The sequence below is a fragment of the Paenibacillus sp. FW104-T2 genome (assembly GCF_058789975.1).
The window spans coordinates 1-19,376 of the sequence record NZ_JBYTCE010000020.1; the positions used below are offsets into that span (position 1 = coordinate 1).

Consider the following 19,376-nt stretch of genomic DNA (forward strand, 5'->3'; position numbering starts at 1 on the left):
GTTTTATTATTATGGAGCCTAGGGGGATCGAACCCCTGACCTCATCGCTGCCAGCGATGCGCTCTCCCAGCTGAGCTAAGGCCCCACATATATATGTACTTGTCCGCTTCAGCGAAGTTCCACAGGCGACTCCTATATCATATAAAATGCAGCTTTAGCTGTCAATAACTTTTTCAGACCGCAAAGTGTTTGGAGAAGAACAACCTCTGTACAGACAAGACACTCATAATTACAAGCCCAGACTGCTCTTCTCCCTTAATCCACTTCTTTAATCGTCGAGATCCTCTTTGGACAACAACGATTTCAGTTCTTTCATGAACATATTGATGTCTTTGAATTGGCGATACACCGATGCGAACCGCACATAGGCCACTTCATCAACGGGGAACAATTGCTCCATCAACAGCTCACCAATTTGGCGGCTTTCCACTTCAGCTTCAGCAGTGTTGCGCAGTGACTTCTCCACCTCGGAAACCATCATCTCCAGCGTTTCTACAGAGACAGGACGTTTCTCACAAGCCCGGATAAGGCCACGGAGAATTTTGTCGCGACTAAACTCTTCACGGCTGCCATCTTTCTTGATGACGATCAACGGGGTTTCTTCGACCATTTCAAACGTTGTAAAACGGCGACTGCACTGCTCGCACTCACGACGACGGCGGATGGATTTTGATTCATTAGCAGGCCTAGAATCCAGAACTTTTGTACCCAGATAGGCGCAATAAGGACATTTCAACTCAGATCACTTCCCATGTTTTTCTTTTACCATAAATTCCCTGTCACTTCTAGTTATGAAAATCGCATTGAAGACACATAATACTTTTACCAACCGCGAGGAGGTGAACAGCAATGGCCCAAAACAGCAACGGTAACTCCAACAACTTGGTAGTAACTCGCGCTTCCGCAGCACTGGAGCAATTGAAATATGAAGTTGCTCAAGAACTCGGAATCAGCATCCCACAAGACGGATACCAAGGTAACATGACTTCTTACGAGAACGGTTCGATCGGTGGATACATCACGAAACGTCTGGTAACAATTGCAGAACAGCAATTGGCAGGTCAATACCAATAATATCTGCATTGTAATACGTTTAGACAGAGGAGCATGGAGCGGCCGGTGAATAACCGGCCTGCTCTGTGCTTCTACTATTAAATAAGACATACGATATCAAAATTCAATTCAAACCGATTGTACTCTAGACTACCGCATAATCCAAGCAATCAGCTATTAGAACGTATGATAGATCTTTACATACTGATTATAATAATAAATGACTCGTTGTACATAGTGCCGGGTTTCTCCAAAAGGAATATCCTTGACTGTCTCGAATGAGCCGTCCCAGACACCATCTCTGATCCATCCACTTACTTTGCCTGGTCCGGCATTGTAAGCAGCAATCATGGCCGTCTCATTCCCGTCAAACTGTTCTGAGAGGTTACGCAGGTACCATGTCCCAAGCTGAATGTTCCTGCCCGGTTCATGCTTCAGCTCCTCTAACGAGGTCCCGGGAATTTTAGCCTGCTCCATGATCCAGTTGGCCGTATCCGGCATCAGCTGCATCAGCCCGATGGCACCTCTTCTGGATTCTTTGCTTGTCTTGAAATTGGTTTCCACCTTGATGATGGAAGCGATCAGGAAAGGGTCCACCTCATAGCTCTGAGACTGCGCACGAATCTCTTCCTTGTAATGAATTGGATAAAACCACGCCATCCAGTTTGTATTCAGGAACAGCACCAATACAAATGAAACAAACATCAACAGCAGTATCCGTTTCTTGCGCAGTAACCTCATATCAGACCCTTATGCTGCAAAAATGAAATAACCTGCTGCTCCGTCTCCGACCATAAGCCGCTGTTGTCAATGACCACGTCAGCACGCTGCTTCTTATGTTCAATATCCATCTGTGCATTAATACGGGCGTCAGCCTGTTCCTCTGTCATGCCATCCCGGCTCATCAGCCGCTCCCGCTGAACGGATCTTGGGACGTAAACAACGACAACCTCATCAAATCCTTTTTCCAGACCGGATTCAAACAATAAAGGAATATCCGATACCACAAGCTTGTCCGGATAGGCTTCTTCATATGCAGCAGCACGTTCCCGCATCTCCTGGCGAATAGCCGGATGTGTAATAGCCTCGAGGGCTTTACGCTCATCGGGATTTTGAAACACAATGCTGCCCAGCTTTTTCCGGTCCAGTGTCCCGTCTTCATTTAATATGGCTTGTCCAAACCGCTGAACAGCGGCAGCCAAAACAGGATGCCCGGGCATCATGACCTCCCGGGCAATCATATCTGCATCAATCAGCAGCGCTCCCTTACTGGCAAGAAGGGCGGAAACACTGCTCTTTCCCGTTGCGATCCCGCCGGTTAAGCCAATATTCATCGTTTCACCTCATAACAGCTTCATTATTCCCATAATCATCAGTAACAACGCAGGAAGTACGGACAGTCTTCTCATCCAGCGCAGCGCTGAAAAGCGCAATCCGACTTTCATGCCGATTAACAGAAATGCGCCACTGAACAGCGCGATGACAAGTGCAGTCCACAATGTGGGGAAACCGAGCAAAGCAGCTCCGAGCCCTGCACCGAAGGCATCCAGTGACAGAGCGATTCCAAGCCACATTGCCTCCTGGGCAGAAATGCTACCCGAATTGTCCATATCCGCTTTGGAAGGACTGCGTAATATTTGAATGACGACACCTAATTTCCGCAGTTCCAGTGTAAATACCATGCGTTCCAGCGATCCACCGGATGCAGATGGTTCAAGATCAAGTGCCAGCACTTGATTTCTGCCTTTGACCGGCGCTGAATTGATTGCTTGCTCTTTATCTCCGACTGCTTCCGTTCCCTCTTCCGATTCGAGGCGATCCTTCCCCTGCTTACGGATCAACTGAATTAATGACCACGCACCGATGGCAATCAGAATAACCGCACCAACGAACGAAGCCACATCAGGAGATACCACATGGGATAACAGTACTCCCACCTGCATGGACAACGCAATGACCAACCCCGAACAAATGGAGATAACAGCAATGGATAACAGCGGGATCTTCGTCCTGCGCAGCCCGTATGTAATCCCGACACCAAAACCATCTAAACTAAGCGCCAAAGCAAGCGCCAGCAATGAAATAAAATGATGCAGCACCCCGGATTCCTCCCCTGTGCGGGAACTCGTTTCCACCTACCGTTACAGGTAGGTATTCGCCCGCTTATTTCTGCCATATCAGTATATGGAGGGAGTAATCCATGGGTGCTACGTTTTAATCATTTCGTTCATTCCGGTACAAATTAAAACCGTTAGCGTGTAAACGACAATTTTAATTTGTATCTTCTTTGGGTTACTTTAGTGGTTGGCACTTCGGACAGTAATGCGTCCCCCGACCGCCAACAACGCTTTTCTCTATCAATGTACCACACGTTGTACAAGGCTCGGATTTGCGACCATAGATTTTCAGTTGATGCTGAAACATGCCCATCTCACCTTGTCCATTAACATACGATTTGATGGAGGATCCGCCTGCATTCACGGCATCCTGCAGGGTAGCTACAATAGCCTCGTGCAGCACCGTCAATTGGGCTTCTGTCAGCGTCTTGGCAATGGTTTCGGGATGAATGCCTGCGCGAAAAAGGGCTTCGTCCACATAAATATTCCCGATGCCAACGACGTATGCCTGATTTAACAATACAGCCTTGATTTTGGTTGTCCGTTTACCAACAGCTTCACGAAATGCAGCCACGGTAAATGCCGGATCCAGCGGCTCAAGGCCGAGCTTCAACAAAGGTTTGGATACGAGCTCTTCGCCCGCTGCAAACAAATGCATGGTTCCAAACTGACGTACGTCTTTGTATCTCAATTCCGTGCCATCTGTGAAGTGAAAGATAACATGGGTATGCTTCTCCACTTCTTCGTGCTGCTCATATACGCCGTATCGACCTTCCATCCGCAGATGGGAGACCAATACCAGCCCGTCCAACAAAATCCGTAAAAACTTCCCTCTACGCTCCACTCCGATGATGGTGTGTCCTGCGAGTTCCAGTGCAAATGCATCTATATCGTCCGGCCGCTGAATAATGCGCGGCAAGTTAACAGTTACGCGTTCAATAGTCTTACCTACAACAAGCTGATTCAATGTTCTTCTGACTGTTTCGACTTCCGGTAATTCCGGCATGATGTTCTCACCTCCCCTATATTATAACGGAAGTTGAGCTTCAGCGGGACCCCTTCTTATGTCGAATCCTTGTGAGGAAATGTTTGTAAAATAACGGAAATCAACCTATTGGTTATTTGGCTTCGTACCAGTTTTCCCCGAAACTGACTTCTGCCTTAAGCGGTACCGAGAGCTCCAATGCTTTTTCCATAACGGAAGGCACCAGTTCCTTCATTAGCTCCAGCTCATCCGCAGGTACTTCAAATACAAGTTCGTCATGTACCTGAAGCAGCATGCGGCTCTTCAATTGGCGTTCACGCAGCGCTTCATCCATCTGCACCATGGCAAGCTTGATAATATCTGCGGCTGTCCCCTGGATCGGGGTATTCATCGCTGTACGCTCAGCGAAGGAACGCAGATTAAAATTGCTTGCATTGATCTCCGGCAGGTAGCGGCGGCGTTCCAGCAGCGTTTTGACAAAGCCATCCTGGCGTGCTTCCTTCACAATCTCGTCCATGTATCGACGAACGCCCTGGAACACTTCAAAGTACTGATCGATAAACTGGGCTGCCTCTTTGCGGGTAATGTTCAGATTCTGGGACAGCCCGTAGTCGCTAATGCCATACACGATTCCGAAGTTAACAGCCTTGGCCGAACGACGCATGTCGCTGTCCACTTCTTCGGCTTTCACTCCGAATACATCAGAAGCTGTTTTGGTATGAATATCCATGTCATGAACAAAAGCTTCCTTGAGCCGTTCGTCATCCGAAATATGGGCCAGTACACGCAGTTCAATCTGGGAATAGTCTGCTGCCAGAATGGACCATCCTGGCTCGGAAGGAACAAATACCTTCCGGATTTTGCGTCCTTCTTCCATCCGAATCGGAATGTTCTGCAAGTTAGGGAATTGACTGCTAAGTCGTCCCGTTGCAGCAATGGTCTGACGATAATACGTATGCACCTTGCCATCCCGATCAGAAATCTCTTTAAGCAAGCCCTCCACATAAGTGGATTGCAGTTTGGCAAGCTGACGATATTGCAGAATATGCTTGACCACATCATGATAAGGAGCCAGCTTCTCCAGTACTTCTGCATCGGTGGAGTAACCTGTTTTGGTTTTCTTCACCACAGGAAGGCCGAGTTTATCGAATAAGATCTCACCTAATTGTCTTGGGGAATTCAGATTGAATTCTGTACCGGATAGTCGGTAAATCTCCGCCATCAGCCTGCTGATCTGTTCCTCGAACTCACGTCCCAAGGCCTGCAGATCTGCTGTATTCGCTTTAATCCCCTGTTTCTCCATGTCTGCCAGAATGCGTGATAACGGCATCTCCAATTCGTGAAAGAGCGCGTTCATCTCATCATTCTCAAGTGCCTGCTCCTGAAGAGGAATAATGGCAGCCACGGCAGCAGCCTTCCGGCACAGAAAATCGCCCAGTATTTCTACATCAGGTACCTTGTATTTTGCACCTTTACCCATAACCGTGTCGTCTTCAGCCAGGGAAGGCAAGCCATACTTCGAAGTCAAGCCGCTAATGGTCTGATTGGATTCCGTCGGGTCAAGCAAGTAGGCAGCAAGCTGCACATCGAAGGATGCTCCGGCGAATTCAAGACCATGCGCGTGCAGAGCCAGATCGACGCGGTGCAGATCATAACCACGTTTGGGCTTGTCCGGATTACCAAGCCATTCACGAACCGGGGTCGCTGCTTCAGCGTTTAATACTTCCGGTGACATGAAGATATACGTTTCACCAGATCCAATCGCTACCCCAATCAATTTCGCTTGATGTGGATTTTCACCATGGGTCTCCACGTGGAGAACATCAATGGATTCCAGGGAGCCAAACAGCTCACCAATCGTTTCTTCTGTAGCAACCGTGGATTCCACTTCGGCAGCCGGTACCGCTTCAGCTGCAGAGCCTGCACTCCCACTGAATGACAAGCGTTCAAGCAAGGATTTGAATTCAAGCTTGGCCAGTGCTGGCCCTGCCTGTTCTTCTTTTAACCCGGCGAACTGCATGTCATCCCAGGTTTGTTCCAGTGGCACTTCGCGGTGAATGGTCGCCAGCTGTTTGCTCATCCGGGCATCTTCGGCATGTGCCTCAATCTTCTCTTTCATTTTACCTTTCAATTCACCTGTGCCGTTCAATACTTCCTCGACAGAACCGAATTGATGCAGAAGTTTCAAGGCAGTCTTCTCTCCAACTCCCGGAATACCCGGAATATTATCCGACGCATCGCCCATTAGGCCTTTAAGATCGATGATTTGGAGTGGCGTCAGACCATACCGTTCCTTAATTTGAGCAGGGTCATACAGTTCAATTTCCGTTACCCCTTTGCGCGTGAGACCGATATGTACATGTTCGGAGGCAAGCTGCAGCATATCCTTGTCACCCGATACAACCAGTACCTGTCTTCCAGCCTCGTCTGCGCGTTTTGTTAACGTTCCGATGATATCATCCGCTTCAAACCCGGCCAGCTCAAACTGGGCAATACCCAATCCTTGCAGCAATTCTTTGAGTAATGGAAACTGTTCCGACAGCTCGGGTGGTGTTTTTTCGCGGCCACCCTTATACTCCTGATAACCCTCGTGACGGAAAGTGACCTTACCGGCATCAAATGCTACCATAACATGGGTCGGCTTATGCTCTTCCAGCAATCGGAGCAGCATGGTGGTGAAGCCATACACCGCATTGGTATGCAATCCTTTTGAATTCGTCAGAGGGGGCATTGCAAAAAACGCCCGGTAAATAATGCTATTTCCATCTATGAGAATAAACTTTTCCATTCCAGCACCTCACGTATCGTATGGTCAAACCCTCAAGTACATCTACTCTCATGATAACATACACACCTGTTACAACAAAAAAGATTGATCATCTTTTTACACATTCCATCCAGCAAAAAAAGAACTCTCTCCACAGACAGCCTGTCGCTTGCAGGCCGCCGGGAGAAAGTCCCTTGTTTTTGCAGCAAATCGTCCCCAATTCCAATGATTTGCCGTTACTGATTATTGGTTCAAATCCGGGCGCTTACCTGTTACCAGATAAACCGTGCTCTCCCCAATGTTGGTTGCATGATCGCCTATGCGTTCAATATACCGTCCTACCAACATGAGCAGCATGGCTTGAGAAGCCTGAGTTGGATGCGAGGTCATGAAACTGTATAGATCGCCAATCATATGACTGTACAGCTGATCAACCTGGTCATCCGTTTGTGCCATTTTGTAAGCCAGATCCGTATTTTCCTTCAGGAATGACTCGATGGATTCATCAATCATCTCTTTGACGATTTCCGCCATACGCGGGATATCCACAAGTGGCTTAATCAGCTCCTGGCCTTCCATACGAAGCGTAACTTTGGCAACGTCCAAGGCGAGATCGCCCATACGCTCGAGATCACTTGAGATTTTGAACGCCACAATAATACGGCGCAAATCCTTCGCGACTGGCTGCTGGGTAATAATCAGCTTGGAGCCCAGTTCCATGATTTTGTCTTCCAGCGCATTCAGATTCGCATCATTCTTGATGATGACCTGAGCTTTCTCGGCATCCAATGTCCGTAAACTCTCAATGGCACCATCCAATGCCGTTCCTACATGCTCACCCATTTGCCGAAGCAAAATGCGAAGCTCTTCAAGCTCCTGATCAAATTCTTTCCTGCGAATCATAGGTTTCCATGTCCCCCTTGTCCATCATCTCCGGATACGCCGGGTTCGTTCGAATTCAGCTTGCTTAACCGAACCGTCCGGATATATAATCCTCGGTTCGGGAATCCTGGGGCGTGGAGAACAGCGTTTCTGTATCAGCGGCCTCCACAACTTCACCATTCAGGAAAAATACAGTCTTACCCGATACGCGGGCAGCCTGATGCATGTTATGGGTTACCATGACGATGGTGTACTTGTTGTGCAGTTCCTTGACCAGTTCCTCGATCTTTAATGTCGAGATGGGGTCCAGGGCCGAAGTGGCTTCATCCATCAGCAGTACATCAGGCTGTACCGCGAGGGCTCGTGCAATACAGAGTCGCTGCTGTTGACCGCCGGACAGACTAAGCGCCGATTTTTTGAGTACATCCTTGACTTCATCCCACAATGCAGCGTGCACAAGACTTTGCTCAACCAACTGGTCCAGCTCCGCCTTCTGGGTAACACCGTGCAAACGTGGGCCGTATGCGACATTATCATAGATTGATTTTGGAAAAGGATTGGGCTGCTGAAACACCATGCCTACTCGTTTGCGCAGCGTTTCAACTTCGATTTCATTACTGTAGATATCCGATCCATCGAGCAGAACTTGTCCCTCGACACGTACTCCTGGAATCATGTCATTCATCCGGTTTAATGTACGGAGCAACGTGGATTTACCACAACCTGAGGGTCCAATGAATGCAGTTACGGTTCGTTCCGGCAGGTCCATTGATATATTTTTAAGCGCATGATGCGTATCATAGTACAAATTAAGTCCTTCAATGTGAATGAGTTCCTTCATGGATGTTCACTTCTCCTTCGCTGGAGGGACAAACCAAGCTCCCTTTACGTTGAGGCCGAGGTCAGATCAATATTTTCAGCATCTCGGTCATCCTTAATATCCTACCTTCTTATTGTAAAAAGAGTATCACTTTCATGTTAACGGAATGTAAAAAGACATCCTTCAACAAGCCATGACCTTCCCACTCCGATCATAGATGGTAAATGATGTCTATCTTTGTTTACAATTCTCCCCCAGAAATCATAGAATCCAGTTTTTTTCGGATATAATCCGCCACTTCTCCAGTCTGCTTGCCTTCCTCTGCGATGTTGGCAGAAATATGCAGCATACCTTCCACGGCGGAGTTTAAACGATTGAAAGCTGCACTTCCTTCAGTAACATGTACGGAGCTGTCGTCAATTTCAGCAGCACTGGCGCGAACCAGTTCAACGGTTTGTCTGGTTAATTCACCGATTCCTTCGAGTAATGAGGACATATCTCCCGCAACCTCACGAGTTTGTTTGGCTAAGGCCCGAATCTCGCTGGCAACAACCTGGAAGCCTCGCCCATACTCGCCAGCGTGAGCTGCCTCGATGGAAGCATTCATCGCAAGCAACGCACTCTGATCGGCCAGAGAACGAATGGAACGTGCCATGCCCGCTCCGGTTTCTATTGAGGTCAGCATATCATTCGCATGCTTGCGCTGTCCCCCCATATGCTGATGTACGCGGTTATACGAAGCCTCAACCTGCATGAGACTGCTTGCGCCCTGTTCAGACAATTGAATAATTTGCTTCGCATCTTCTCCCGCCTTTCCAGCGGATTGAACCAGTTTCGTAATCGACTCATGAATCCGGGATATTTCTTTCTGGCTCTCGGTAATGGTGTGAACACGTTCTTCTCCAGCCTGGTGCTGCATCCTTCTGGAAAGGGACATGAGATCCCGCATGGTTAATACACCAAGCAGCCTGTTCTCCTCCGTTACAATGATGCAATCATAGAAATGATCCTCACTTCGTGACAAGGCTACATCAATCACTTCTGGCGCATCAGCTAGTACATCCACGACTACCGGAGATGAATTAGCAACATGCGATATGGACTTGCGATAAAACAAGTCAGCGGCGAAACGCCCATTCAGTATTCGATACAAGGTTTCCCGCATCAATAACCCCAGCGGGCGATTCTGATCGTCACCCAATACAACACATGGATATTTCTGTTCCTGGCTCAGTATGCTGGCAGCCTCTCCACAGGTGGTATGCACCCCCACCATGGGAACCTGACGGCAGTATTCTCGGATGGACACCTGGTTGTTAAGGGTTAATTCTGTAAGATCATCCGGAGTTAAACGAATCGAATCATCCTCATGCTTATATGTATCTATTACGGATAGATCAGGCTTCTCTTCGAGCAACGTGGGCATAAATGCGCAATCTCCTTTACGTATGAGCTCCGTCCTGAGATGGGTTATGTAGGTCCTAAGAATCACTCGGACAAGTTCATGCTACTCCCTCTATGTAAAGGAAAATAAAGGTTTATGTAAATTGAACGTAAAATAAAACTCCCCGATCATTACGAACTTGAATGATGGGGAGTTTTTCTTTTTACAACCAGTTTATAACCTACACCTCGAATGGAATCAATGTGTACGGATTCCGGGTCCAGCTCCAGCTTTTTACGCAATGAACTTACATGAACGTCTACAGTGCGCTGGCCTCCAATATAGTCAAAGCCCCAGACAGCATTCATCAGGTCATCACGTGTAAGAACAACGCCTGGCTTCTTGGCCAAATAGAGCAGAACTTCAAATTCTTTGGGACGCAGACTTATGGATTGTCCACCCAGCGTCACTTCATACTTCAGTGGATAGATCTCAAGTTCGCCCAATACAATTCGTGAACCATCCTTGTCCTCTGGCTGCGGCAGGTCATCACCATTGGAATATCTTCTTAATACGGCGTCCACCCTGGCCAGCAGTTCCGACACGCCAAAGGGCTTCGTGATATAGTCGTCAGCTCCGGATTTCAGACCCTGTACCACCTCGGCTTCACCGTTCTTCGCCGTAAGGATGATGACGGGTGTAGTTACACCCTGAACTCTTAATTTGTTCAGAATATCAAGACCGTTCATTCCGGGCAGCATCAGATCCAGCAGAATCAAATCAAAGTCCTGCGAAACTGCACGGTCATATCCTGAAGATCCATGATCCTCAGCGGTAACGTCATAACCTTCCTGTGTCAGGTTGTACGTAAGCAATCTCGATAATGTAGGTTCATCTTCAATAACTAGCAAACGCTGTGCCATGATACCCCTTCTCTCCTTATAGGTTGTCTGTTGCCACAACACTTTTTATATCATAGCACTTATTTGTTAACGCTGTGTAAAGCAATTTATTCGATTTTACAATTCACTTCTTCAGGCCTAGATTTCTTCATCCTGTATCAGGGGAAGGATGACCTTGAACGTTGTACCCATGCCAAGTTCACTCTCAACCGATAACTTGCCGTGGTGCAGCTCAACCAGATGTTTTACAATGGACAATCCTAACCCGGTACCACCAGAGTTGCGTGATCTTCCTTTGTCTACCCGGTAGAAACGTTCAAAAATTCTCGGCAGGTCCTTCTTCGGAATACCAATTCCGGTGTCCGATACTGCAAATACCACCTGTTCCTCGGCTTCACCATGCTCGACCGACACCTGTAATTTGACACGTCCACCCTCAGGGGTGTAGTTAATCCCGTTCGAGAGCAGGTTAATGAAGATCTGTTTCATTTTATCCTCGTCGGCTTCGATATACAGCTCCTCAGGCACAAACATTTGCAGTCGAATCTGCTTCTTCTCTGCCACTTTGGATAGTGTACCCAGAACCATCTCGAAGAACGAATGCACATGTACAGGAGAACATTGCAGCGGTGCCCGCTTGGATTCGATCTTGGATAACTCCAGAATATCCCCGATTAACCGGTTCAATCGATCGCCTTCGTCATAGATGATCTGCAAGAATGACCGTTCCGTCTCTTTGTCCTGCACTCCCCCGCTGAGCAGCGTCTCAGCAAACCCTTTGACCGCGGCCACAGGAGTCTTCAATTCATGGGAAACATTCGCAACGAACTCACTGCGCATTGACTCCAGTCTGCGTATCGCCGTAACATCCTGCAAAAGGAACAGCATCCCGCGGTATCCGCCATCATCTTCGGTCATCGGAACACCGTCAATACGAATCAGGCGTTCCTCCGGGTTAAAAATACTTACCTCCTCATGCATCCGTCCCTGAACAGCTACACTTTCTTCTATCGTCCGCGTTAATTCATAATGTTTCTTCAATTCAATATAGGGTTTACCTGTCACGCGTTCCGATTGAATACCAAGCATACGCTCTGCTTCCCGGTTAACCAGTGCTATGGATTGGGACGCATCAATCATGACAATGCCGCCTGCCATGTTGGCGAGGACACTCTGGAGTAATGCCTCATTATCACGAATCGTTTTGAGCTGTGTCTGTAGGCTGTCAGCCATTCCATTAATCGCCAGCCCAAGCTGTCCAATTTCGTCTCTGCGTGTGACCTCTACCCTGGCATCATACTCCAGTTTGGTAATTCGGTGAGCTACCTTCGTGATGTGTTCAATCGGTGAGGTTAAACCCCGAGCAACCCGGTAACTGACCAGAGCCACAATCAGGAACAACAGTCCCAAGGCTACAAACATGATTAACCAGCCGCGCTGTAATCCCTGGTCCACAGCAGCCAAACTCATCGATAATCGGATGTAACCATCGAATTCTCCGCCTGGCACTTCGACCATGTCACTTTGATCCGAGTTCACGGGTAGAGCGACATATAACATATCTTCTCCCAGTGTCTCACTAAATCGGATGGACTGGCCATAACCATCGCCGACTGCACCCTTGATTTCTTCCCGGTCCAGGTGATTATCCATTGTAGCGGGATCACTCTCTGAATCTCCAATGACCGTTCCATCCCGATTAATAAACGTTACCCTTGAATCGGTGAGCTTTTCCAGCTCGCCTGCCCGATCCGAATAGTACTTTCTTGTTTCTGCCGAGGTTGGATCGGTCGCATCGTGGAAAGGAAACGTTGCTTTGAGCAAATTGATTTCGCGCACCATCGTTTGCTCCAGTGCGGTGGTGTGTGTTGTTTTAAATACTCTGCCCATCGTATATCCAGCCACAATGACGGATACACCAATCAATATCATCATGATGATGGAAAGGCGAACTCGAAACGGTCTCATTAATCTCTTCCTTTTTAGTTAATCTCAATTATAGGTTAGTTAACTCTATCCGATCGCCACGTGTACCTGGCAGTGAAACAACTAGAAACTCTACTTCATTTGCACTTGTATTTTGCATCTGATGAGGAACTCCCGGTGGAATCTCCAGTCCTTCGTGCGGCTCAAGTGTATACTCCACGCCATCAAGCTCCATGCACGCCACTCCACTAAGGATAAAAAAGAATTGGCGGCTTACGTTATGGTAATGTCGTATTTCAGCTGTTTCTGCAGGCATGCGCTCATGAATAATACTTAAACCCTCGTTCTGCACGAGATGCCATCCATCACATTGTGCACCCCATATGTAATGTGCTGCGTTTTGTTTGCTAATCTTCATGTTGTATCCTCCCGATAGGTATGTTCCGTCTATCATATCACAGTTGCCTAAGGGACAAATTGGTTTCTAATTGAAACAGATACGACATGAAGTACTTTTGCTGTACGAGGTCCAGGAGAACATGTATCAAGAATATCATGTAACTATCATTTCTGATCCTGACTTTTGTAAACATAGCACAGGAATTTGGGAACATTGTCAAAAAAACATAAAGACGTACCGCCCGCATTAGCTGAACGATACGTCCTTAGATATGTGAGTTGAAAGTATTAACTCGAACCGAGCATCATTTTATCCGTTAACGACTTCGCCACCGTTGATGTGAATGACTTGTCCACTCACATAGGATGAATCATCCGAAGCGAGATATACATATGCAGGAGCCAGCTCATCCGGTTGACCAGGACGTTTCATCGGCTGCGTAGCGCCGAACTCGCTCACCTTTTTCTCATCAAATGTCGATGGAATCAGTGGTGTCCAGATTGGGCCTGGAGCTACAGCATTTACACGAATGCCTTTTTCAACAACATTCATGGACAGGGAACGCGTGAACGACGTGATCGCTCCTTTGGTGGACGAATAGTCGAGCAGAGTTGGACTTCCTCGATAGGCTGTGATGGACGTCGTGTTGATGATTGTGCTGCCTTGCTTCAGATGTGGCATGGCTGCCTGCGTGATATAAAACATCCCGAAGATGTTGGTGCGGAACGTCCGCTCCAGCTGTTCAGGCGTAATATCCTCCAGCTGCTGCTGTGGGTGCTGCTCGGCTGCATTGTTAACCACAATATCCAGCTTGCCTAACTGCTCCACCGTCTGTTGAACAGCTTTCTTGGCAAATGAATCATCACCAATGTCTCCGGCAATCAGGATACACTTGCGTCCTTCCTGTTCCACTTGACGTTTGGTTTCTTCTGCATCCTGGTGCTCGCTCAGGTATACAATGGCTACATCCGCGCCCTCTTTGGCATACGTAACGGCAACGGCACGTCCGATTCCACTGTCACCTCCGGTAATAAGGGCCACTTTGTCCAATAATTTGTCAGCCGCCTTGTACTGCGGTTTTTCGAACTCCGGCTTAGGGTGCATCTCCGATTCAATTCCGGGACGCTGGTCCTGGTGTTGTGCTGGCATCGTTTTTTGCGATTGTGTATTGGTTGACATTTCACATTCTCCTCTCAAAATGAATGGCTGTAAACTTCTCATTCTGTAGGATGGCATGAACAGTGCAGATTATTCCTGCTGCAGCTGACATCATCCAAAACTCACTACGGCTGTCTCGATACTTACTTACCACTCTCTTTTGGAGGTCAAACAGAAAATAGGATGAATTATAGATTACACCAATTTCGATTAATTTTCGATAATGACCTGTTTCATGACACAAATTGTATTCCTATGCCGCTTGGGCTGATGTACAATGTACAGTATACAAATGTGATTTTAGTACCTTATACCCGGTATATATCCTGCGTTCGATCAAGCATCTCAAATAACAGATTCTCAATCTGACATGGAGCCAAACAATGGAATCGCACATTAACGCTTATATATCCCTTGTAACCACCTCAGCCGTCCTGAATGTTTTTTTGTGTGTATACACCTATTTTAGAAGAGCAGAAATTTCAAGAGCCAACGTATTTATGCTCTATACGGCTGCCTTATCCGTTTATACCTTTGGTTATGCCATCGAGCTCGCCAGCAATACACTGGAACAAATGAAATTCTGGACGGTATTGGAGTACATGGGCATGCCCTTCTCCGCCTCCCTCGGCTTGATCCTGATGATCCAGTACACGGGCAAGTCACTATCGAAAAAGGCAACTGCAGCGCTGTTCGTCATTCCGACGATTACGCTCTTTATGGTGGCAACCAATGACTATCACCATTTGTTCTATAAAAAAGTATGGCTTCGAACGGATAGTTCTGTTCCTCTGATGGATATTGCCGCTGGTCAATGGTATGTTGTTCACGGAGCATTTACGTTTTCATGTCTGTTATGTGCGTGTCTGATCCTCATTGCGCAATGGAAACACACCAAGAAAATGTATCGCCGTCAGCTGCTTACATTGATTACATCCCAACTGATACCGATGACGGGTGCCTTTCTTTATTTAATGGGACTGACGCCAGGAGGAATGGATCCTGTGCCGGTACTCATGTGTGTCACTTCATCCATGTACATCTGGGCAATCCTGTCTTCTCGTCTGTTGACCATCGTTCCTATAGCCAAAGACAGTATCTTTGAGAGCATGCGCGAGGGCGTTATTGTTCTGGATGGTTCGAATCGTCTGGTCGATTACAACAAAGCGCTGCGCGATATGCTTCCTGAACTGGAGACAAGCATGGTTGGACAGCCGCTGAATGATATCTGGCTTTCACTGGCCGGAGAGACTTTTCCCGTGGAATACGGAAGGGAAGGCCTGCAGACGGATCTCTATTGGCAGTTGCATGGGCAGACGGTCTGTTATCAGGTCAGAACATCTTATGTGTATAACAAAAACGGAGAGGCCGTTGGAAGCTTGATCATGCTAATCGATATTACGGAGCAGCGGTTTCTGCAAGAACAATTGAAGCAGCTCGCTTATTTCGACGGTTTGACTAAAATATATAATCGAACGCAGTTCCTGCATAAAGGCCGTGAAATACTGAACGAGGCACAGCTTAGCCATCAGCCTGCAACTTTTATTCTATTTGATATCGATCATTTCAAACGGATCAACGACACTTATGGACACGAAGTTGGAGATCAGGCCCTTGTTCATGTCGTCTCGGTATGTAATCGTTATTTGAACTCTGAAATGGTGTTCGCCCGGTATGGCGGAGAGGAATTTGTCATTGCCCTGCCGAATGCAGCTCTTCAGGATGGAAAGCAGCTAGCCGAGCAGTTACGTGTCGCTTTGCTGAATGACCCTCTTGATGTGGAGGGAAGTCTTGTTCCGATTACTTCAAGCTTTGGGGTTGCCCAGTATAGCAGTGAAACGGATTCACTTGAATCCTTGCTTCGGGATGCCGATAGTGCATTATACGAGTCCAAACGAAATGGACGCAATGCCGTATTTGCTCATTCAGTCAGCCTTACCTAATTCAAATATCTTAAGCAAATAAAAATAGACAGCCCCGTGGGTTGTCTATTTTTATTACTAACATGATTTACCCTGTCGGGCTTGTCTACCCGCATTTTATGCAAGCGTTTTAGATTCAGGTTAACAGACTGTATCGAACAACAATCTTGCAGATAACTAGTTAGATGATCGTCCGATCAACCATAAGATAAACCATAATGAGCAAGAGGACAGCCAGTATTGTACTGAACGTACGAATCTTGCCCTGCTCCGGGCTCACATCACGGTTGCTTTTCACACCTTCTGCTGCGAGACGCAGCGGTTTACCCATAATACCGCCAATGGCAGCAATGGCGAGCAATAAAACAACAACGACACCCATCCACAGGTAAGAATACTCACCCTTGGTCATCAGATATCCGCCTGTGAGAAGCTGGATAACCAATCCATACTGGGCGATACGGTTCAAGGAACGAACCGATGTGAATGCGCCTTCCTGTGCCGCAGCATTCAGCGTGCGGATCTTACCAACAACGAACGGCAAGATCAGATAGAACCCCATGGATAGCGCTCCAATGATATGGAGCAAATACATAATCATTGTCAAAATTTCCATCCTCCTCATTATTTTCAGTGTGCTATACATCACATCCCATTATACTGGGGAACTTATCCAAAGAAAAGAAAACCTCCGGGTTTCCGGAGGTTTTCTCACTTTTCATGTTCAAGAAGTTTTCAAACTTATATGGTCACGACTGAAATGACGTTGCGAACAGAATCCGCAGATTTGTCGAGTCCCGCCTTTTCTTCAGGTGTGAGCTCGAGTTCAAATACTTTCTCAATCCCGTTACCCCCCAGAATGGTTGGCACACCGAGGAATAAGTCGTTATAACCATACTCGCCTTCCAAGTAAGCAATCACTGGGATGATCCGTTTTTTGTCCTTCAAAATGGCTTCGGTCATCTGAACCAGTGAAGCGGCTGGGGCATAATAGGCACTGCCGTTACCCAGCAGATTGACAATTTCGCCGCCGCCAACACGTGTGCGTTGTACGATGGATTCAATGCGATCTGCCGGAATCAATGTGTCAATTGGAATACCACCAACGCTCGAATAACGAACAAGTGGTACCATGTCGTCCCCGTGGCCACCAAGAACGAAACCACGAACATCCTCAACGGATACATTTAGCTCTTGCGCAATGAATGTGCAATAACGCGCTGTATCCAGGACACCGGATTGGCCGATAACTCGGTTTTTAGGAAATCCTAGTGTTTTATATGCAGCATAAGTCATCGCATCTACCGGGTTACTCAGAATAATGACGATGGAATCAGGGCAATATTTTTTCACATTTTCACACACGGACTTCACGATTCCAGCGTTGGTATTGACCAGATCATCACGGCTCATTCCCGGCTTGCGGGCAATGCCTGCAGTAATAATCACAATGTCTGAACCTGCCGCATCTTCGTAGTTTGAAGTTCCGACGATATTGCTGTCAAAGCCTTGAACAGGGCTCGCTTCCAGCATATCGAGTGCTTTACCTTTAGTCGGGTTTTCCAATTGAGGAATATCAACCAGCACAACGTCTCCAAGCTCCTTTTGGGCAAGCATTAGAGCGGTTGTTGCTCCGGTAAATCCGGCACCGACTACTGTGATTTTTTTGCGCTGAATAGTCATGCCTCTCAACTCCCCTTACAGGTTTTTAATGATTTGATCAGCGAATTCAGAGCATTTAACTTCAGTAGCACCATCCATCAGACGTGCGAAGTCATACGTTACGGTTTTGTTGTTGATGGAAGTTTCCATACCTTTGTAGATCAGGTTTGCTGCTTCTTGCCATCCCAGGTGCTCAAGCAACATAACGCCAGACAGGATAACGGAACCCGGGTTCACGACGTCTTTGTCCGCATACTTAGGTGCAGTACCGTGTGTAGCTTCGAAGATCGCATGGCCTGTTACATAGTTGATGTTCGCTCCTGGAGCGATACCGATACCACCAACTTGTGCAGCAAGGGCGTCGGACAGGTAGTCACCGTTCAGGTTCAATGTAGCAATAACATCGAATTCGCCTGGACGAGTCAATACTTGTTGCAGAGCAATGTCGGCAATCGCATCTTTAACGATGATTTTACCTGCATCTTCAGCTGCTTTTTGAGCTGCATTCGCTGCATCTGTACCTTCTTTTTCCTTGATGATGTCGTATTGTGCCCAAGTGAACACTTTATCGCCGAACTCTTCCTCAGCGACTTCATAACCCCAGTTTTTGAAGGCACCTTCAGTAAATTTCATGATGTTGCCTTTGTGTACCAATGTCACGCTCTTACGGTTGTGATCGATGGCGTATTGAACTGCTGCACGTACCAGACGTTTGGAACCTTCGGAAGATACTGGCTTGATACCGATACCTGAAGTTTCAGGGAAACGGATTTTGTTAACGCCCATTTCCTGTTGCAGGAACTGAATCACTTTTTTCACTTCATCGGAACCTTCAGCATACTCGATACCTGCGTAGATATCTTCTGTATTCTCACGGAAAATGACCATGTCTACCAGTTCAGGACGTTTAACCGGGGAAGGTACTCCGTCGAAATAGCGTACAGGACGCAGGCAAGTGTACAGGTCAAGCTCTTGACGCAAAGCTACGTTCAGGGAACGAATTCCGCCACCGATTGGCGTCGTCAGAGGTCCTTTGATGGCTACGATATACTCACGAATGGCTTCAAGCGTATCATTCGGCAACCACTCACCGTATGTATTGAATGCTTTCTCACCAGCAAACACTTCATACCATGCAATTTTTTTGCTGCCATCATATGCTTTTTCTACAGCTGCATCCAATACACGCTTGGAAGCTTTCCAGATGTCGCGGCCTGTACCGTCACCTTCGATAAAAGGAATGATCGGGTTATTAGGCACTTGCAGTGTTCCGTTATCAATCTGAATTTTTTCCCCTTCAGTTGGATGAGCGAATTTTTCTAATTTCATAATCATAATTCCTCCTAGAGTGTTGGTATAATTCCGGTATCATGATACCGCTTGTCTTATCGAAGGAAG

18 protein-coding genes and 1 tRNA gene are annotated in these 19,376 nt (G+C 47.2%); 2 read left to right on the forward strand and 17 right to left on the reverse strand.

Annotated features, from left to right (window positions below; genetic code table 11):
• Positions 1-12 precede the first annotated feature (12 nt).
• Positions 13-85: transfer RNA gene (locus AC3WQ3_RS21805), tRNA-Ala, on the reverse strand.
• 183 nt (positions 86-268) lie between these two features.
• Positions 269-736 (reverse strand): transcriptional regulator NrdR, encoded by a 468-nt coding sequence (nrdR, locus tag AC3WQ3_RS21810; protein ID WP_095288107.1) that lies wholly within the window; start codon positions 734-736, stop codon positions 269-271.
• 113 nt (positions 737-849) lie between these two features.
• On the opposite strand from nrdR, the gene AC3WQ3_RS21815 reads away from it, so the two are divergent.
• Positions 850-1,074, forward strand: coding sequence for an alpha/beta-type small acid-soluble spore protein (locus AC3WQ3_RS21815; RefSeq protein ID WP_095288108.1), 225 nt, complete (start codon positions 850-852; stop codon positions 1,072-1,074).
• A gap of 156 nt (positions 1,075-1,230) precedes the next feature.
• Here AC3WQ3_RS21815 and AC3WQ3_RS21820 read toward each other — a convergent pair whose 3' ends face one another.
• The 12 genes from AC3WQ3_RS21820 to AC3WQ3_RS21875 form a co-directional block, all read right to left on the reverse strand.
• Positions 1,231-1,794 carry a lytic transglycosylase domain-containing protein gene (locus tag AC3WQ3_RS21820; protein WP_095288109.1) on the reverse strand — a complete coding sequence of 188 codons (564 nt, stop codon included), beginning with the start codon at positions 1,792-1,794 and terminating at the stop codon, positions 1,231-1,233.
• Complete coding sequence (coaE, locus tag AC3WQ3_RS21825) at positions 1,791-2,387, reverse strand: dephospho-CoA kinase (RefSeq protein ID WP_095288110.1); 597 nt, start codon at positions 2,385-2,387, stop codon at positions 1,791-1,793. The genes AC3WQ3_RS21820 and coaE overlap by 4 nt, the downstream gene beginning before the upstream one ends.
• Before the next feature lie 9 nt (positions 2,388-2,396).
• Positions 2,397-3,152 (reverse strand): manganese efflux pump, encoded by a 756-nt coding sequence (locus AC3WQ3_RS21830; RefSeq protein ID WP_095288111.1) that lies wholly within the window; start codon positions 3,150-3,152, stop codon positions 2,397-2,399.
• Between the two features lie 193 nt (positions 3,153-3,345).
• Complete coding sequence (mutM, locus tag AC3WQ3_RS21835; protein ID WP_095288112.1) at positions 3,346-4,176, reverse strand: DNA-formamidopyrimidine glycosylase; 831 nt, start codon at positions 4,174-4,176, stop codon at positions 3,346-3,348.
• A 112-nt stretch (positions 4,177-4,288) separates the two neighbouring features.
• Positions 4,289-6,943, reverse strand: coding sequence for a DNA polymerase I (gene polA, locus AC3WQ3_RS21840; RefSeq protein ID WP_492473520.1), 2,655 nt, complete (start codon positions 6,941-6,943; stop codon positions 4,289-4,291).
• Positions 6,944-7,165: 222 nt separating this feature from the next.
• The gene (gene phoU / locus AC3WQ3_RS21845; RefSeq protein WP_095288114.1) at positions 7,166-7,825 is read right to left on the reverse strand and encodes a phosphate signaling complex protein PhoU; all 660 of its coding nucleotides are present in this window, start codon (positions 7,823-7,825) and stop codon (positions 7,166-7,168) included.
• A gap of 64 nt (positions 7,826-7,889) precedes the next feature.
• A complete protein-coding gene (gene pstB, locus AC3WQ3_RS21850; RefSeq protein WP_095288115.1) occupies positions 7,890-8,645 on the reverse strand; it encodes a phosphate ABC transporter ATP-binding protein PstB in 756 nt (251 codons plus the stop codon).
• Positions 8,646-8,865: 220 nt separating this feature from the next.
• Entirely contained in the window at positions 8,866-10,050 is a 1,185-nt protein-coding gene (locus AC3WQ3_RS21855; RefSeq protein ID WP_492473521.1) for a methyl-accepting chemotaxis protein, read from the reverse strand.
• Between the two features lie 149 nt (positions 10,051-10,199).
• The gene (locus AC3WQ3_RS21860; RefSeq protein WP_095288117.1) at positions 10,200-10,931 is read right to left on the reverse strand and encodes a response regulator transcription factor; all 732 of its coding nucleotides are present in this window, start codon (positions 10,929-10,931) and stop codon (positions 10,200-10,202) included.
• A 117-nt stretch (positions 10,932-11,048) separates the two neighbouring features.
• Positions 11,049-12,878, reverse strand: a complete 1,830-nt coding sequence (gene pnpS, locus AC3WQ3_RS21865; protein WP_492473522.1) for a two-component system histidine kinase PnpS — start codon at positions 12,876-12,878, stop codon at positions 11,049-11,051.
• A gap of 28 nt (positions 12,879-12,906) precedes the next feature.
• Positions 12,907-13,254, reverse strand: a complete 348-nt coding sequence (locus AC3WQ3_RS21870) for a cupin domain-containing protein (RefSeq protein WP_492473523.1) — start codon at positions 13,252-13,254, stop codon at positions 12,907-12,909.
• Positions 13,255-13,545: 291 nt separating this feature from the next.
• The gene (locus AC3WQ3_RS21875; RefSeq protein WP_186812088.1) at positions 13,546-14,415 is read right to left on the reverse strand and encodes an SDR family oxidoreductase; all 870 of its coding nucleotides are present in this window, start codon (positions 14,413-14,415) and stop codon (positions 13,546-13,548) included.
• Positions 14,416-14,777: 362 nt separating this feature from the next.
• Between AC3WQ3_RS21875 and AC3WQ3_RS21880 the strand changes: the two genes are divergently transcribed.
• Positions 14,778-16,337: a histidine kinase N-terminal 7TM domain-containing diguanylate cyclase gene (locus AC3WQ3_RS21880; protein ID WP_492473524.1), complete on the forward strand. Its 1,560-nt coding sequence runs from the start codon at positions 14,778-14,780 to the stop codon at positions 16,335-16,337.
• Positions 16,338-16,497: 160 nt separating this feature from the next.
• On the opposite strand, the gene AC3WQ3_RS21885 is transcribed toward AC3WQ3_RS21880, so the two are convergent.
• From AC3WQ3_RS21885 to icd, 3 genes are all read right to left on the reverse strand, one after another.
• On the reverse strand, positions 16,498-16,923 hold the full coding sequence (locus tag AC3WQ3_RS21885; protein WP_127536525.1) for a hypothetical protein: 426 nt from the start codon (positions 16,921-16,923) through the stop codon (positions 16,498-16,500).
• Between the two features lie 134 nt (positions 16,924-17,057).
• Positions 17,058-17,999: a malate dehydrogenase gene (gene mdh, locus AC3WQ3_RS21890; protein ID WP_095288122.1), complete on the reverse strand. Its 942-nt coding sequence runs from the start codon at positions 17,997-17,999 to the stop codon at positions 17,058-17,060.
• A 15-nt stretch (positions 18,000-18,014) separates the two neighbouring features.
• The gene (gene icd, locus AC3WQ3_RS21895; RefSeq protein WP_095288123.1) at positions 18,015-19,307 is read right to left on the reverse strand and encodes an NADP-dependent isocitrate dehydrogenase; all 1,293 of its coding nucleotides are present in this window, start codon (positions 19,305-19,307) and stop codon (positions 18,015-18,017) included.
• Positions 19,308-19,376: the final 69 nt, after the last annotated feature.

What these genes read in the sequence shown, in the direction of transcription:
- AC3WQ3_RS21815 (WP_095288108.1), top strand. Translation starts at nt 850, where the DNA reads ATGGCCCAAAACAGCAACGGTAACTCCAACAACTTGGTAGTAACTCGC.
- AC3WQ3_RS21820 (WP_095288109.1), bottom strand. Translation starts at nt 1,794, where the DNA reads ATGAGGTTACTGCGCAAGAAACGGATACTGCTGTTGATGTTTGTTTCA.
- coaE (WP_095288110.1), bottom strand. Translation starts at nt 2,387, where the DNA reads ATGAATATTGGCTTAACCGGCGGGATCGCAACGGGAAAGAGCAGTGTT.
- mutM (WP_095288112.1), bottom strand. Translation starts at nt 4,176, where the DNA reads ATGCCGGAATTACCGGAAGTCGAAACAGTCAGAAGAACATTGAATCAG.
- polA (WP_492473520.1), bottom strand. Translation starts at nt 6,943, where the DNA reads ATGGAAAAGTTTATTCTCATAGATGGAAATAGCATTATTTACCGGGCG.
- phoU (WP_095288114.1), bottom strand. Translation starts at nt 7,825, where the DNA reads ATGATTCGCAGGAAAGAATTTGATCAGGAGCTTGAAGAGCTTCGCATT.
- pstB (WP_095288115.1), bottom strand. Translation starts at nt 8,645, where the DNA reads ATGAAGGAACTCATTCACATTGAAGGACTTAATTTGTACTATGATACG.
- AC3WQ3_RS21855 (WP_492473521.1), bottom strand. Translation starts at nt 10,050, where the DNA reads ATGCCCACGTTGCTCGAAGAGAAGCCTGATCTATCCGTAATAGATACA.
- AC3WQ3_RS21860 (WP_095288117.1), bottom strand. Translation starts at nt 10,931, where the DNA reads ATGGCACAGCGTTTGCTAGTTATTGAAGATGAACCTACATTATCGAGA.
- pnpS (WP_492473522.1), bottom strand. Translation starts at nt 12,878, where the DNA reads ATGAGACCGTTTCGAGTTCGCCTTTCCATCATCATGATGATATTGATT.
- AC3WQ3_RS21870 (WP_492473523.1), bottom strand. Translation starts at nt 13,254, where the DNA reads ATGAAGATTAGCAAACAAAACGCAGCACATTACATATGGGGTGCACAA.
- AC3WQ3_RS21875 (WP_186812088.1), bottom strand. Translation starts at nt 14,415, where the DNA reads ATGTCAACCAATACACAATCGCAAAAAACGATGCCAGCACAACACCAG.
- AC3WQ3_RS21880 (WP_492473524.1), top strand. Translation starts at nt 14,778, where the DNA reads ATGGAATCGCACATTAACGCTTATATATCCCTTGTAACCACCTCAGCC.
- mdh (WP_095288122.1), bottom strand. Translation starts at nt 17,999, where the DNA reads ATGACTATTCAGCGCAAAAAAATCACAGTAGTCGGTGCCGGATTTACC.
- icd (WP_095288123.1), bottom strand. Translation starts at nt 19,307, where the DNA reads ATGAAATTAGAAAAATTCGCTCATCCAACTGAAGGGGAAAAAATTCAG.